Here is a 15,495-nt window from a genome sequence, read left to right on the forward strand (position 1 = left end):
GCCGGAAGATAGTTCCGCGCCGTTTACGTCTTTTGCCTCTCCAACTCGGCGAATGTTGCTCGCAGCCTCTTCCATGTCGTGCCCAGATCCTCTGGCAAAACGCGAGTCTCGGCCACGGTCGTCATGAAGTTGGTGTCGCCTACCCAGCGCGGCATGGCGTGCATGTGCAGATGTCCCGCGACGCCCGCGCCGGCGGCCTGCCCGAGGTTGAGGCCAAAGTTGAATCCGTGCGGACGATAGAGCTTCTCCAACGCACGCTCTGTCTGCTGCGCCAGGTCCATCAGTTCGTGAGCGGCCTCAGCGTCGAGTTTGGCGATTCGGTCAAGGTGCGCGTAGGGCATCACCATAACGTGGCCCGAAGTGTAGGGATACGCATTCAGGCACACGAAGCAGTGCTTGCCGCGTACGACCAGTCCGCCCGCTTCCTCAGCTTCGTCGACCGACATGCCATGCTCGATGGCGTAGTCGACACTGGCCATCAGGTTGCAGAAGACGCACTGGAGATCGCCGGGCCAGGCATCGAGCCGCTGCGGCACACCGGGGCGCGGCGCGCCATCGGCCGTCGTCACGTAGGCAAAGCGCCAGGGGCTCCAGAGCTGTTCCATGCTGCGCGCGACCTCCTTGGCCGATACGCCTATCGCACCAAGTATAGTGTGATCTCCCGAGGCCAATTTCGGGTGGTCCGGGCACTTCGAGAGAGGGCAGTCCGTGCAGAGACGTCGAACCAACACCGTTCTGCGAATTAGTTACCGTGGTCTTTGACCGAGCCAGGCTGTTATCCTCGGACCCGCCCCACAAAAACAACTCTGAAGGATCCACCAAAGTGCATAGCGACGGCTATTCAACCTCAGTGATGTCCGAAGAAAAATTCGGCAGAGCGCCGACGATCTCCTATCGTCTCTTGCCTCCGCTCTTCGGTGTGACCGTCTTCCTCAGCGCTGCGCTGCTCTTCCTTGTCGAGCCGATGATCGCCAAGATGATGCTGCCCCTGCTCGGGGGTTCTGCGGCAGTGTGGAACACCTGCATGGTCTTCTTCCAGGCTGCGTTGCTCGCCGGCTATGCTTTCGCGTACGCGGGCAGCAGATGGCTGCCATGGCGCGTTTTGCTCGTTGTGCAGTGCTGCGTCGCCGCTCTCCCGGTTGTCACCGGCGTTCTGCCCCTTACCCTTCCGCACGGCTGGACTCCGCCGCTCCAGACCACTCCGATCCCGTGGATCCTGGCAATGCTGGCGGTAGCTGTCGGCCTCCCTTTCTTCGTCCTCTCATCCTCCGGCCCAATGTTGCAGCGGTGGTTTGCAGCTTCCGGGCATCGCGGCGCCGCCGATCCTTATTTCCTATACGCCGCCAGCAACGCCGGAAGCCTCGCCGGACTGTTCGCTTATCCACTGCTGCTCGAACCGCTGCTACGCATCAGCAATCAAAGCCGCCTCTGGAGTTTCGTTTATCTGGTCTTCGCTGCTTTGACTACCTTGTGCGCAGTGCTTTGCTGGAACAGGCCGCAGCGGCAAGGCACTTCAGATTCCTACTCAGGTTCTGCACGCACAAGTATCACGTGGGCGCGGCGGCTGCGCTGGATCGCGCTGGCATTCATCCCCTCGAGCCTTATGCTCGGCGTCACCACAGCCATGACTGCGGACGTGCCCGCAATTCCTCTCTTCTGGATCGTGCCCCTGGCACTCTATCTCTTGAGCTTTGTTCTGGTCTTCGCGCGTCGTCAGATCATCGCTCCCGAGACGTTCAACCGCAGGTTGCCCATTCTGATCCTCTGCGGATTGCTGCCCGGCATGCTGCAGACAAAGCTGCCCCTTCCGGCACTGCTTGGCCTTTACTCAATCCTTTTGTTTGGGATCGCAATGGTCTGCCACGGAGAACTGGCCGCCACTCGTCCGTCGGTACACGGCTTGACGGAGTTTTATCTCCTGCTTTCTGTTGGCGGAGTTCTCGGCGGCATCTTCAACTCGATCATTGCACCGCTGGCATTTCACTCCGTGCTCGAATTTCCAATCGCGCTGATCTTCGCGGCCCTGCTCCGGCGCACGGCGGAACCTGAAGAGCACAAGAAGCCCGGAAGGCTACCAGATGGAGTAAAGGACTGGCTGTTGCCACTGGTGCTCGGAGCAGCTTCTGCAACCGGTTTCCTGGCGCTACGCTTCGTGAATGAAAAACTGGCGCTCCTGATGAGCATCTTTGTTTTCAGCTTTGCGGCCGCCTCCTGCTTGAGCTTCGGCAAGCGCCCGGTTCGATTTGGACTCGGACTAGCCGCCTTGTTTGCCGCCAGCTTCCTCTATGTCGGCCCCTTCGGCCAGATCCTCCACACAGAACGGAGTTTCTTCGGGGTCTACCGCGTATCGAACGAACGGACGGACCGCTTCCGCTACTTTCTCCATGGCGGGACCGTGCATGGAGTGCAGAGCCTCAACCCTGCACGCCGACGTACGCCGCTGGCCTACTACACCGCGGGCGGTCCCGCTGGACAGATGCTCGAGGCGATGCAATCTCGAACCCCGAACGCAAGCATTGCGGTGGTGGGATTGGGCGCTGGTGCGATGGCTTGCCTGACTGATCCCGGTTCCACGATCACCTACTACGAGATCGATCCGCTTGTGGTTCGGATTGCCAAAGATCCGCACTACTTTACTTTTCTGCAAGATTGCGCGCCTCGAGCGGGCTACAAAATCGGCGACGCTCGATTGCGCCTGCAAGAGGCGCAGGACTCTTCCTACAACATGATCGTTCTCGATGCCTTCAGCGGAGATTCAATTCCCATGCACCTCCTGACGCGCGAGGCCATGGCGCTTTATTTGAACAAGTTGGCTCCCGGAGGAGTGCTCGCTTTCCACGTCACCAATCTGTACCTGGACCTTTCTCCAGTGCTGGGCAATCTCGCCAGCGAGGCGCATCTAGCCTCGTGGAGCGAGGACGATTCTTCCATCTCGCCGCAGGAATCCAGCGAAGGAAAGTTTGCCTCGCACTGGATCGTGATGGCGCGCAGCGAGAACGACCTGGCATCCCTCGTGCACGAACAGCATTCCACTGCGCCATGGGTTCCGACGCCGCGCAGTCCGCATAGCCGCGTCTGGACGGATGACTACTCCAACCTCCTGAGCGTGATCCGATGGAGATGACTGCGAACACGGCAATGCTGCACAGTTCTCATCCTCGAAAACAAGTAAGCTACGGTCAGATTTTCTGGATTTTGAGAGAGAAGAGGAAAGTGATTGCATGCGATGGTCGGGGCGGAGGGATTCGAACCCCCGACCCTCTGCTCCCAAAGCAGATGCGCTACCAGACTGCGCTACGCCCCGACGTCGTTCTCTCGATTGTATCGCGGAACAGGATTGAGCCGAAAACGTGCACGCAGGCACGAGTTACCGAATGATCGTGTGCTGGTTGAGCCAGATGAGCAGCCAGACGAACACCGCAATAGGAATGGCGAAGACGATGGCGATCGCGCAGATCAGCGCAGCGAGGAAGGCCCAGTCCTTCCAGGTGTGACGGCGTGGCTGGCCGATGTGCCGCTGCATGAGTTGGTAGTTGCGCCGGTTCGGTTTGAAGGCGATGTCAAAAGCATCGCCGATCAGCGGAATGGATCCGACCAGCACGCCGATTCCGACGTTGACGGCCATGCGCGCCAGAGCGACATACGGAACCCCCCGCGTCCAGGCGGCAATGGGAATCACGAGCGACAGCAGCCCGGCGATCACGTCACCGAGGCCCGGCACCAGGCCGATGATGCCGTCGATGCCGAACCGGAAGCCGGTGAACGGGATGCGAAACGCCTCATCGAGCAGGATTTCGAGTCCGCGCAGCGTCTCATCGCGGAAGATCCACGCGCCCCTCTCCCATCTCTCCGAGGGAACGATCGTGCCGTCGGCGGGCGCGCCCGGCAGGCAGTTGATTCGGGGCGAGTTGGCCTTCGGAGCGGGCATAAACAGCTTGGATGCGCGGAGTTCGGGCTAATCTGGTTCGATGCTACAATCAGAAGGGTACGGCGGCTATAGTTCAGAGGCAGAACGCCTGACTGTGGCTCAGGATGTCGTGGGTTCGATCCCCACTAGCCGCCCCAATGTGCTCGCCATCAATTGGGCACTTCTGATGCCGACCAAGTGAGCCCAGAACCTCCCCAGAGTGACAATCTCGATGCTGCAGCGACCCTGCTGAAGGCTGGCCTGCGCCCGTTTGAGCCGCGGCGCGGGCTGCGCAACGCGCATTTGCAAACCATTATCGGCAACTACCTTAGGCGGCCTGCGTTTCGGGGAGAGACCGTGGCTGAGGCCATCGAAGTGGATGCGGCCGATGGCAGCCGCGTGATGTGCCACTGCAACTGGCAGCCTGAAACGGTGAGAGCGCAGCGGCTGACTGTGATCCTGGTGCACGGATTGGAGGGCTCGTCGGAGTCGCGCTACATTCGGGGTATCGCGAGCCGCGCGTGGGATGCGGGCTGCAACGTGGTCCGGATGAACATGCGCAACTGCGGCAACACCGACCACCTTACGCCGACGCTCTACCACTCGGGCCTGTCGAACGATGTTGGCGCGGTGATTCGTCATTATGCTGCGCAATTCAACCTGGAACGCGTGGCCCTGGTCGGCTACTCGATGGGCGGAAACCTGGTGCTCAAGCTTGCCGGCGAATGGGGCAACAAGGCTCCGCTGTACGCGGTTGCGACGGTATGCCCGGCGATCGATCTTGCGGCCGGATCGGACGCGCTGCACGAGCCCGCGAATCGGATCTACGAGTGGCACTTTCTGCGCGGACTGATGCGGCGCTACCGGCGCAAGGCTTCGCTTTATCCGCAGGTCTACGGCAACGACGGCGTAGGTCCGATCCGGTCTCTGCGGCAGTTCGACAATGAGATCGTTGCGCGCCACTGCGGATTTCGCGATGCAGATGACTACTACTATCGTGCGGCCAGCGCGCGTGTGGTGGACAAGATCGCTGTTCCTACACTGATTCTGCGCGCCGTCGATGATCCCTTTGTGCGCATGACCACGGAGACGCGCGTGAAGCTGCTCGCGAATCCCCATATTCTGCTGGTGGAAACTGCGCATGGCGGGCATTGCGCTTACCTGTCGCGCGATCGCGGAGAGGACATCCACTGGGCTGAGGCGAGTGTGGTCCAGTATCTGACGCGATCGGCAGAGCAGCCGGCGGGCAAATCGAATGGAAGCTGACTGGGAGTTCGAGATCGGAGTCGGTGCGCCCGTCATCGAGGCGAGATGGAGCGGCTTCGTTGACCTGCGTGCGCATCCTGAGCGAGTTTCAGAGTTGAGCGAATGTCGCGATCTGCCGGGGTTGGCGGAGGCTCTGGTGCGATTGAATGCATCCGGCTCGCCGGTCTGGACGAGCAAAACCGATGTCTTCCCGCCCGAGCACATCGATGCGGACGAGATCGATGCGTCGGCTGAAGAGGCGGCCAGTGCAATCGCCTGTTACATTGATATGCTGCCCAGCGACGGATCCGCATGGGGCAATGCCCACGCCGCGGAACAAACATGCAGGAAGCTCTGCGCGAGCCTGAGGATCATTCCGCTGTCACGCTGCCGAGTCGACGTGGTCGCGCGAAGGGCAATGTTGGGCGATGCCGAGGGCCTGGGGGCCACCGTCTACTTCACAGCGTGCGGCGAGGCGAGTTCAGATGCCAACGTACGGCTCGGTGCGTGTCTGAACGCCTTCGTCGACAATTTACTGTCTCTCAATTTCGCCTCGCGGAGTTAGTCAGGCGCGTTCCGGCCCCTGTAAGAAAGGGTCGGTAACTCGACCAGGAGTCCGACCCTTCCGCACGACTTCAAGACTCACTACTGAATCAATGTTCCCTGTTCGTCTTCCTTGCCGTTAACTTCGTCCGGTGGGATGATCACGGCCGCTGCGACCTTGTCATCCGCTTCGAGGTTCAGCAGGCGTACGCCCTGGGTATTGCGGCCGGCCGAGCGCACGGTGTTGGTGTCGATGCGGATGATCTTGCCCCACTGGCTGATGACCATCAGCTCCGAGGTTTCGTTCACTAGCAGGATCGAAGTCGTCTTGCCGACCTTCGGAGTGGCTTTCAGGTTGGTAACGCCCTGCGCGCCGCGCGCGGTGAGCCGGTATTCGTCGACATCCGTCCGCTTGCCGAATCCGTTCTCTGTCACGGTGAGGATGCGGGACTGCGTGACGCAGAGTTTCTCGTCGAGGTCCTTGAGCGCCGACACCGCATCATCGAGAGCCTTCTCAGCCTTCTTCTCTTTGTCTTTCAGCTTTTCGTTCTCGGGATCACCGTTGCGGCGGTCTTCGCGCGCCTTCTGCAACGCATCCTTCGCATCAGAGTAGGCCTTACGTAGCGACTTGAGTTTGTCCGTCAGGTTGCGAGCCTTGGCGCACTCATCGCGTTCCTGGTCGCGTGCTTCGTCGGAGTCAGTGATGGCAGCGCCGATGACATAGTCGCCCTTTTTAAGCGAGATGCCCTTGTTGCCTGCGGCATTGCGGCCCATCGGGCGCAGACCGATTCCGCTGCGCTCAGGATCGTACTCTTCCTGAAAGCGGATCGCCATCCCTTCTCGAGTGGCGATAAAGATGGTCTGCTTGCCGTTGGTAATGCCTGCAGTGACCAGGTCGTCGTCCTTGTCGAGGTTGATGGCGATGATGCCGCGCGCCATCACATTGGAGAAGTCCTTCAGCGGAGTTTTCTTCACTACGCCATTGCGCGTGGCGAAGAAGATGTACTTGCCTTCCTCTTCCAGGTCGCGTACGGGCAGGATGGTGCGGACGTTCTCGCCGGGCTGCAGGCTCAGCAAGCTGGCGATCGACTTGCCCTTGCCCGCCGCACCCACGTCGGGAATCTCGTACACCTTGAGCCAGTACACGCGCCCCGTGTTTGTAAAGCAGAGCAGGTACGCGTGCGTCGAGTCGATGATGAGCTGCGAGACAAAATCTTCTTCGCGCGTCTTCATCCCCGTACGGCCCGTGCCTCCGCGACGCTGCTGACGATAGATTGAGATGGGCGTCCGCTTCAGGTATCCCTGGTGCGATACGGTGACAGCCACCTGCTCGTCGGCGATCAGGTCTTCAAGCTGAATTTCGGCCGACTCATCGATGATCTGCGTGCGGCGCTCGTCGCCGTACTTGTCGCGGACTGCTTCCAGTTCTTTAACGATCACGTTGCGCAGCTTTTTATCGCTGGCGAGAATCGCTTCGTACTCAGCGATCTTCTCGCGAATCTCCCTCATCTCATTCAGAATCTCGTCGACTGAGAGCTGCGTCAGGCGATAGAGCTGCAATTCGAGAATCGCATCAACCTGCCGCAAAGAGAGGCCGCGTTCTTCGTTTGGCAGCCGCTCGCGATCGAGGTTGATGACGATCTCGGTGCCCTTGCCCCACGCGTACAGGTTTTCTCGTGCTTCTGCGCGCGAACCGGATGCGCGAATGATCTTGATAACCGTATCGAGATTATCGAGAGCAATCTTGTAGCCTTCGAGGATGTGTTCGCGCTCACGCGCCTTGCGCAGCAGGTACACGGTCCGGCGTTGCACCACGTCAATGCGGTGGTCGACAAACGCGCGAATCGCGGAATCGAGACCCAGTTCCTTCGGCTGGCCGTTGAGCACCGCAAGCAGGATCATGGAGAAGCTCTCCTGCATCTGCGTGTGCTTGTGAAGCTGGTTGAGAATGATCTCCGGCTGCGCGCCGCGCTTGAGTTCGATCACGATGCGCATGCCGTCGCGGTCGCTCTCGTCGCGCACATCGCCGATGTCGTCGATCACTTTTTCGGTCACCAGCTCTGCGATTCGCTCGATGAGCTTCGATTTGTTGACCTGATAGGGGATCTCCGTGACGATGATCGCCTGTCGTTCCTTCGTGATGCTTTCAATCGCCGCCTTGGCGCGCATCATAAAGCGGCCGCGGCCCGTCTTGTAGGCTTGCGCGATCCCCGCGCGACCGTATAGGAATCCGCCGGTCGGGAAGTCTGGGCCTTGAACGTGCTTCAAAATCTCGGCGAGCCCAGCTTTGGGGTTTTTGACCACCTCAATCGTGGCGTTCACGATTTCGGTGAGGTTGTGCGGCGGAATGTTCGTCGCCATGCCTACGGCGATGCCGCTCGATCCGTTCACCAGAAGGTTCGGGATGCGTGTCGGCAAAACCGAAGGCTCCTGCGTCGACTCGTCGTAGTTAGGAACGAAGTCGACCGTCTCCATGTCGATGTCGGCCAGCAGCTCGCCGGTCACGCGCATCATGCGGCACTCGGTGTAACGCATGGCAGCCGGCGGGTCGCCATCGACCGAACCGAAATTGCCCTGGCCGTCAACGAGCGGATAACGCAGCGAAAACGGCTGCGCCATACGCACCAGCGTGTCGTAGATGGCAGAGTCGCCGTGCGGGTGATACACACCCATCGCCTGACCGACAACCTTCGCGCACTTTGTGTATTTCTTGTTGTACTCGAGCCCCATCTCGCTCATGGTGTAGAGCACGCGACGATGCACGGGCTTCAATCCATCGCGGGCGTCAGGAAGAGCGCGCCCGATGATCACCGACATCGAGTAGTCGAGATACGACCGGCGCATCTCCTCTTCGATATTGATCGGGATCAGATTCGTGTTATCGCGTGGTGGCGTACCGCCATCAAGGGGGAGCTGGGGGTTCTTATCGTCTGCCATAGAGGTCGTCAAGCCCGCTGAAGAGGCGGCAAAAAGTCACCGGAAAAAGCAGGACCGGAATTCTTCGGGCTACACGCCTATTTTACCCTTCGAGGGCCGCAATCAGCAACTCAGGATTCGATATTTAAGTTCCCATTTTTCTTCAGCTTGCGAGACGCCCGTAAACCGTCTGGATGACCTATTTCAGACTTCCCTTGGAGGACGGTTTTCCACATCGGAAGCGGGCCCTTTAGCATCGCTCAGCGCGCCACTCTCCAGGGCGAGGTCGTGGTCCACGTCGCGAGTTGCTGCCGCGCCCAGTCGGTTGATTTGTCCTTGTGGCACGACGTGCATGGATTAGGGATTCCGGACCTCTCCGTGTCGTCCGGCGTAATGAAACGGAACGTGTGCGCAGCCACGTAGTTGTCCTTGATGGTCTGCTCGATGCGCGGCATGTGGCACGCCGTGCACAGGCTGCCGGCGCTGTTTGCGGAGTGGTGCGTATGCTCACTCACCGTGCCGCGCAGGCCCGCCGGGTTCTGCTTCGTGTGGCAGCCAAGGCAGAGCGCGTTGCCGCTTACCGGCAGGTTGGACACCACGCTGCTGTGCACTTCGTGGCAATCGAAACAGCGGAGCTGGCGGTGATACATGTTGCTCTGCACAAAGTCGTTGCCCTGCATCCGATTCTTGTGCGACGTGAGGTCGGCGTACTGGAAGAAGTTCGTCGTACCGGGTTTCGTCTCCTCAAGCTGCCAGTAGTCCGCCAGCCGCTCTCCGGCTGTGAACCCGACCGGCCAGTCGAAGTACTTGCCCTCAATTGGGTTCTTCAGCGGACGGCCCTGGCTGTGGCACTGGATGCAGACATCGTTGGCACGCACAAAGTCCAGCTTGTCGGGATTCACGATGTTCGATTTGGTCGCATGCGCCACATGCTCACTGCCGGGCCCGTGACACTTTTCGCAGCCTACGTTCCACTCCGTCACCTGCTTGGTGTGCACGTCGTAGTTCACCGAGTGACAGCCGTCGCAGGTTGGCCCGGTGGGGCGGTCGAAGTTCGTGGGGCCATAGTACGGCACCCACCAGTCTGTGCCCGCTTCCACGTGGTAGGCCAGCCATTTCTTCTTGGCAACGTCCCACTGCGCCGGCAATGGGAAGTAGTCATCTCCTCGCTTGGCGAAATAGCGCTGCTTGAAGCGGCCGCCGTACGTGAACGCAACATCGTCCAGAGTGAAGGTTCGAACCGGGTCAGGATGCGCGAAGTCGCCGACGACTGCTTCCGGATGCTGCTTCGGATCCAGAAGAATGTTCGCCATCCGACTCTTCTTCCAGCCGTTGTACTGCTCGAGGTGACAGGTTTTACAGGCGTCAGAACCAACGTAGTGCCGTGCTGGCGACGAGGCCGGCTTCTCCGCGGCGCTGGAAGGTGAGTTCTGAGCGCGCGCTGCGCTTCCAGCAAAAACCAGGAGCAAGACGCATGCGGCAGCCGACAGCCAGTTTCGGAACAAGAACGTCATCGGGACCTCGATCGTTTCAGACTGCGATGACCAGTGTTCAGACGAGCCGGGGAAGGCTCATGATGCAAATGACTACTTGAAGGATAACCAACGACGTGGCGGCGACGATGAAGACCTTCCGCCGTTCGGATTCAAACGCGTCGGCGAAGACTCCGCCGATGAACGTCAGCAAAAACGGCAGAGCCCACAACGACGTATTCGCCGGAACGCCTTTGGTCACGAGGAGAAGGAGAACCGCCGTGCAGATCAGAGGGGCCGTATTGCCGAAGTAGCGCGAGCGATTGACGCCGATATAGAGCAGAAAAGCCGCACCCGCCGCAACGATGATCCCGGTGATGGATGGGAAGGTGAAAAAACGCTTGACAGATTCGAGTGAAACGGAAAGGAACCCCGCCCCAGATCGGAAGACATAGCTGAAAGCGTCTGGCGACAACCCGTAACACGCAAACAGCAACGCAAGCGCTCCCGCCGAGGCAAGCAGCACAATGGGCAGAACCTGGCTGCGCCGGCCCTCCGCAATCCACAGCATCAATGCGAGCCCCAGCAAGGCCGCCACGGGAAGGGCTACGATGTGCCCGGCGGCGGCGATCCCCAGAACGACCGTAAGCAGGATGATGCGCGGACGCCACTTGCGCCGCGGGCCCTGCATCGCATGCGCGACCCCTATACAGGTGTAGATGCCACCATAGATGCCAAGCGCGGTCAGGATCTCGGGGCTTGGCGACAGGCAGGCCTTCAGCACGAGCGGCGAGAAGCAGTAGAGCGCCAACGCGACGTATCCGCCCATGTTACCGTAGAGTCGCCGCGTCACCCACCAGAGGCCGCCGCCGAGCACGACTCCCGCTGCAAGAAAAGGCAGGCGCAGGAGCAGAAGCACGTGCGTCATCTGGTGGCGAAGTTCCCAAGTGCTGAGCCCGGTACTTCCCTGCCCTCCATTGCCCTGAAACACGCGATCCTCCGGCTTGCGGAACAGGTCAACGCCATGCTGCACGAGTAGATTCAGCGTGAGCGGGAGGCCTGCAATGCGATATGCCAGGATGCCGTCGCGAATGTTGCCGCAGGTGGTGTAGTAGCCCGCGAGAGGCGATGGCTTCTCCCACGTTTCGCGCCCGCAGCGCGCGTACTGATAATCGCGCTCAGAGAGCGTCTGGTGCCCGGCGACCAATAGGCCCTGTAGAAGAAAGAGCGCAAGCATCACCGCGGCGATACGCTGAGGCAGGTTGAAATGGAAGCGGCGGATGCGGGCGAATCGGGGTGTCATCAAAACGAGCGAACAGACCTATCCAGTCTAAATGGCCCAATTGAGCTGCCTATCCAGGATCACAGGCTCAGGCAAGGTAAGGTGCTATGCTTCAGCATTCAGCGATGAGCACCGTCCACACCATCGGGCACTCCACGCATTCTTGCGAAGAGCTCACGCATGCATTGAAAGAAAATCGTATCGAAGTCCTGGTCGATATCCGATCCACTCCGTATTCCAGCTTCTCACCTCAGTTCGACCGTGAGCTTCTAAAGGAACGCCTGCAACAGTCAGGGATCAAGTATCTCTTTCTCGGCGCTGAGCTCGGGGGACGCCCAGGAAGGTCAGATTACTACGATTCGCGCGGGCGGGCAGTCTACGGCCGAATGGTTTCAGATGTCGAATTCACCGCCGGAATCGACCGATTGGAACGTGGAATGGGAGAATTCCGGGTCGCAATCATGTGCGGCGAAGAAGATCCAACTCATTGCCACCGCCGGCTTCTTGTCAGCCGAGTCCTGATTGAACGAGGGCACGACATCCTCCACATTCGTTCCAACGGCCGTATACAAACCGAGACGCAGCTTGCAACAGACTCGGGCATAGAGCTCATTGACTCACAACCTGCGCTGTTCGCAGAGATGGATCAGGATAGATGGAGATCTACAGCATCGGTTTCACACAAAAGAGCGCCGAAGGATTTTTCGAAACCTTAAGGGCGAACCGAATCGAACGGCTCCTCGACATCCGGTTGAATAACACTTCCCAGTTGGCTGGATTCGCCAAAGCACGCGATCTTGCCTACTTTACGGCAAGGATATGTGGCGCGGAGTACAGGCATGAGTCATTGCTCGCGCCTACGCAGGAGATTCTTGACGCGTTTAAGAAGCAGAAGGGCGACTGGAACGTCTACTGCGATGCTTACGTGGCCCTCATTACGGATCGCAGAGTAGAAGACCAGCTCGACAGAGAAGAATTCTCTAAACGGACAGCGATGCTGTGCAGTGAACCGACCCCCGAACATTGCCATCGGAGGCTCGCGCTGGAATACCTGGAGTCGAAGTGGGGAGGATTCGAAATTCATCACCTCTAGCGACTTCCCGACTTCCGCCGATCGTGCCAAGGATCACATCCTCAGATCAGCGACTTGAAGAAGAATGAACCATTCCCCAGGAGAAATTGCGGGAATGTCGCTGACTCGGATCGTTTGCCTTGCCAACTCTTACAAACACGACCATCGGTGCGTCGCAGGGATAGACCTTAGAACCAAGCAGTGGGTTCGCCTAGTCGGCAATTCAATTCCTGGATGCATGACATTAGCGGAAGCGAGCTATGTCGACGGTACCCCCTTGCGTCTGCTTGATGTGTTCGAAGTTGAGTTGGCGGAACCATGCGGGACCGATGACCATCCTGAAGACGTGAGGGTGTCCCGGGGCGCAATATTCTTCTCTCGCAAGTTCAACGGCTTTTCCGACTGCCGACTGCTAGCGGGAGTCAAAGCCAAAGCCGGGCAAGTGCTCCAGGGATACAGAGACCGGGTATTTGCTGACCCGATCCGGAGAAACTCCCCTTGCCGATCTCTCGAGCTCATTCGACCGGATGATCTGTGGTGGTGGATTAGGAATGACGGTAAGCGCAAGAGTCGCGCGTTGTTCCGGTCGAATCGCACCCGGTTCGATCTAGCGGTGACAGACCCCGAATGGCTCGAGAAACTGGCCCCTCTGGAACCCGGAATTTACCCACACGGCTCTTTCTTCTCACGGAATGCTCAAGAGACATACCTCACGATAAGCATGAGCGAGCCATTCGAACGGTTTCGATACAAGCTGGTCGCAGGCGTCATCTCGGCGCGTGCCAGCGGTGGATTCGAGGATCGCGCTTGAAACGCCACAGGCCGCCTTGCGGCGGGCTGAGCAGATGAGAGCAACTTGTCGGATGTTAGTTCTGGGCGAGAGAACCGAAGTCGGCACTGCCGACGGCCGTGCTTCCGTCAGCGCCGTTATAGGTCGCGGTCACCTTGGCTTTGCCCAGGGTCATCGCGCGAGCCACGCCAGTGGTGGCGTCGACTCTGACAGCCTGCGGATTGCTCGATGACCAATCGATCTTGCCATTGAGCGGAACCAGCGTTCCGTCTTCCGTCTTTCCGACGGCGATGAACTTCGCCATGCCGTTCAGAGCTGAACTCTGGCCGGAAAGGCGGATCACAGAAAGGCTCGTGACGGCCGTCTTCGGGGCCACAGGCTCCTGCTCGATGAAGTTCGCATAGCCCACGATGATTCCGTGGAAGCCCTGCGCACTGGCAGACATGAGGATGTTCGCGTTGAATGTGCTGCCCGGGTTCGCGCAGGTGGTTACGCTGGCAAGCCCGTCTGTCGAGATAGTCAAAAGCTGAGTGTCAAACGACTTCCATGTAACTTGCGAAGTTATATCGCGCGTAACGGCCGCGTGATTCGGGCGCGTGAAAGTTCCGATCGCGGTAAGCTGCGACTGAACCTGCACCGTTCCGCAAGGGCCAAGCAACGCCGTCGTTGTGGTGGGAATAATCTGGATCGAGGTCAGCGCCGGATCGACCGCGCAGCTTGTAAAGGGGATCACCGCACCGAGCATCAACAAGGCACCCAACGAACGATTACGCATAAACGACATCTCCTGGCGTCTCCGCCTTGCTGACCTGTTTCGTCGCGGTCAGCTCGACCACCGGGGATCTGCTCCCCGAAAAGCATTGCAATCAGTTGGCAAGCGCCGCAGCGTCTGCGCATGCATCGCAAAAAGTCTGTGGTTGTACCGGGGCTGGACGCAGAGATTCACTGCATCTGACCGTCAACACACCTGTCTCCTCATGAGAGGTGGCCCAAGAATACGGCAGTTCAAAGCGGCGAATCAATAACAATCTTGGATCGAAGAGCCTTGTTTGTTACGCGCGTAACTAGCGAAAGGCAGCGGAGTTGTGAGCAATTTGGAGTTAGGTGAGAAATAAGCATGGCCGAAAAACGGAGTTACCCGACTTAGTCCTTTCGTGTCACGGCGAAGGCGGTTTTGCCGGGCACCCCCGCAGCCGCTACACTGCTGGCACATGGTCATCGCGCGCGACAACTCCCCGGAACGTCTTGTAAGCGCCTCGCGCGCCGAGGAAGAGCAGAGTTTTGAGCTGAAGCTCCGTCCGCGCTGGCTGAAGGAGTTCATCGGGCAGGCCAAAGCGAAAGAACAGCTGGCCATCGCGCTGGAGGCGGCAAAGTCGCGCGGGGAGGCGCTGGATCACGTCCTGCTGTTCGGTCCTCCGGGTTTGGGCAAGACCACGCTGGCTACGATCATCGCCAACGAGCTTGGCGTTGGTTTTCAGCAGACCTCGGGACCGGCGCTGCAGATTCAGGGCGACCTGACCGCGATCCTGACCAACCTTCGCGACCGGCAGGTACTCTTTCTCGACGAGATACACCGGATGCAGCCGGTTCTCGAAGAGAAGCTCTATACCGCTCTTGAGGACTACAAGCTCGACATCATCATTGGACAGGGACCCGCGGCACGCACGCACGTGATGGAGATCAAACCCTTCACGTTTGTCGGCGCAACAACGCGGCCTGGGCTGCTGAGTTCTCCTCTGCGCTCGCGTTTTGGGATTCTGCTCCGGCTCGAGTTCTACACCGAAGACGACCTTCGCGTGATCGTGCAGCGTTCAGCGGAGGTTCTCGGCGTGCCTATCGACGCAGACGGCGCGGCGGAGATCGCGCTGCGCTCACGCGGAACGCCGCGTATCGCCAACCGTCTTCTACGCCGCGTGCGCGACTTCGCCCAGGTGCGCGGGACCGGTGTCATCGACAGGCCCACGGCAAACGCCGCTCTGACGATGCTGGAAGTGGATGCGCATGGATTTGACGAGATCGACCGGCGGCTGATGCTGACGATCATGCAGAAATACGATGGCGGTCCGGTCGGCTTGGGGACTCTCGCAGCGACTCTGGCCGAAGAAGAAGATGCTCTCGAGGAGGTATACGAGCCGTTTCTCATTCAGATCGGCTTTCTCGATCGCACGCCGCGCGGACGCGTGGCCACACGGCTTGCGTACGAGCACTTCGGCGTGCCAATGCCCGGACGACAAGGTGGATTGTTCTAACCCGCTTTCAGCTCTCAGC

Annotated in this window: 13 protein-coding genes and 2 tRNA genes; 8 read left to right on the forward strand and 7 right to left on the reverse strand. The window is 59.5% G+C overall.

Features of this window, described 5'->3' with window-relative positions:
* Positions 1–23 precede the first annotated feature (23 nt).
* Positions 24–605: an HIT family protein gene (locus tag DHV10_RS14690; RefSeq protein ID WP_109487096.1), complete on the reverse strand. Its 582-nt coding sequence runs from the start codon at positions 603–605 to the stop codon at positions 24–26.
* Between the two features lie 248 nt (positions 606–853).
* On the opposite strand from DHV10_RS14690, the gene DHV10_RS14695 reads away from it, so the two are divergent.
* On the forward strand, positions 854–3,124 hold the full coding sequence (locus DHV10_RS14695) for a fused MFS/spermidine synthase (protein WP_109487097.1): 2,271 nt from the start codon (positions 854–856) through the stop codon (positions 3,122–3,124).
* Between the two features lie 103 nt (positions 3,125–3,227).
* Here the strand turns inward: DHV10_RS14695 and DHV10_RS14700 are convergent.
* Together DHV10_RS14700 and DHV10_RS14705 are read right to left on the reverse strand one after the other, a co-directional pair.
* Positions 3,228–3,304 (reverse strand) — tRNA-Pro (locus DHV10_RS14700).
* Between the two features lie 63 nt (positions 3,305–3,367).
* The gene (locus DHV10_RS14705; protein ID WP_109487098.1) at positions 3,368–3,928 is read right to left on the reverse strand and encodes a DUF4112 domain-containing protein; all 561 of its coding nucleotides are present in this window, start codon (positions 3,926–3,928) and stop codon (positions 3,368–3,370) included.
* A 62-nt stretch (positions 3,929–3,990) separates the two neighbouring features.
* Here DHV10_RS14705 and DHV10_RS14710 point away from each other — a divergent pair.
* The 3 genes from DHV10_RS14710 to DHV10_RS14720 all read left to right on the forward strand — a co-directional run bounded on the left by DHV10_RS14710 (position 3,991) and on the right by DHV10_RS14720 (position 5,717).
* Positions 3,991–4,065, forward strand: a tRNA-His gene (locus DHV10_RS14710).
* Between the two features lie 40 nt (positions 4,066–4,105).
* Positions 4,106–5,173: a YheT family hydrolase gene (locus tag DHV10_RS14715; RefSeq protein WP_239461698.1), complete on the forward strand. Its 1,068-nt coding sequence runs from the start codon at positions 4,106–4,108 to the stop codon at positions 5,171–5,173.
* A complete protein-coding gene (locus DHV10_RS14720) occupies positions 5,163–5,717 on the forward strand; it encodes a hypothetical protein (protein ID WP_109487099.1) in 555 nt (184 codons plus the stop codon). The genes DHV10_RS14715 and DHV10_RS14720 overlap by 11 nt, the downstream gene beginning before the upstream one ends.
* An 80-nt stretch (positions 5,718–5,797) precedes the next feature.
* Here the strand turns inward: DHV10_RS14720 and gyrA are convergent, their stop codons facing one another.
* The 3 genes from gyrA to DHV10_RS14735 form a co-directional block, all read right to left on the reverse strand.
* Positions 5,798–8,632 carry a DNA gyrase subunit A gene (gene gyrA / locus DHV10_RS14725; protein WP_109487100.1) on the reverse strand — a complete coding sequence of 945 codons (2,835 nt, stop codon included), beginning with the start codon at positions 8,630–8,632 and terminating at the stop codon, positions 5,798–5,800.
* Positions 8,633–8,871: 239 nt separating this feature from the next.
* Positions 8,872–10,125 carry a cytochrome c3 family protein gene (locus DHV10_RS14730; protein ID WP_109487101.1) on the reverse strand — a complete coding sequence of 418 codons (1,254 nt, stop codon included), beginning with the start codon at positions 10,123–10,125 and terminating at the stop codon, positions 8,872–8,874.
* Between the two features lie 37 nt (positions 10,126–10,162).
* Positions 10,163–11,386, reverse strand: a complete 1,224-nt coding sequence (locus tag DHV10_RS14735) for a hypothetical protein (RefSeq protein ID WP_109487102.1) — start codon at positions 11,384–11,386, stop codon at positions 10,163–10,165.
* Positions 11,387–11,490: 104 nt separating this feature from the next.
* Here DHV10_RS14735 and DHV10_RS28300 point away from each other — a divergent pair, with 104 nt between their 5' ends.
* The 3 genes from DHV10_RS28300 (at position 11,491) to DHV10_RS28305 (ending at position 13,248) form a co-directional block, all read left to right on the forward strand.
* Positions 11,491–12,081, forward strand: coding sequence for a DUF488 domain-containing protein (locus DHV10_RS28300; RefSeq protein ID WP_162601553.1), 591 nt, complete (start codon positions 11,491–11,493; stop codon positions 12,079–12,081).
* A complete protein-coding gene (locus tag DHV10_RS14745) occupies positions 12,021–12,458 on the forward strand; it encodes a DUF488 domain-containing protein (protein ID WP_109487104.1) in 438 nt (145 codons plus the stop codon). The genes DHV10_RS28300 and DHV10_RS14745 overlap by 61 nt, the downstream gene beginning before the upstream one ends.
* A 94-nt stretch (positions 12,459–12,552) precedes the next feature.
* Positions 12,553–13,248, forward strand: a complete 696-nt coding sequence (locus DHV10_RS28305; RefSeq protein ID WP_109487105.1) for a dual OB domain-containing protein — start codon at positions 12,553–12,555, stop codon at positions 13,246–13,248.
* A 55-nt stretch (positions 13,249–13,303) separates the two neighbouring features.
* Here DHV10_RS28305 and DHV10_RS14755 read toward each other — a convergent pair whose 3' ends face one another.
* Positions 13,304–14,002 (reverse strand): Ig-like domain-containing protein, encoded by a 699-nt coding sequence (locus tag DHV10_RS14755; protein WP_162601554.1) that lies wholly within the window; start codon positions 14,000–14,002, stop codon positions 13,304–13,306.
* Positions 14,003–14,438: 436 nt separating this feature from the next.
* Between DHV10_RS14755 and ruvB the strand changes: the two genes are divergently transcribed.
* Positions 14,439–15,476: a Holliday junction branch migration DNA helicase RuvB gene (ruvB, locus tag DHV10_RS14760; protein ID WP_109487107.1), complete on the forward strand. Its 1,038-nt coding sequence runs from the start codon at positions 14,439–14,441 to the stop codon at positions 15,474–15,476.
* Positions 15,477–15,495 lie beyond the last annotated feature (19 nt).

This window comes from Occallatibacter savannae (genome assembly GCF_003131205.1).
Classification (GTDB): domain Bacteria; phylum Acidobacteriota; class Terriglobia; order Terriglobales; family Acidobacteriaceae; genus Telmatobacter; species Telmatobacter savannae.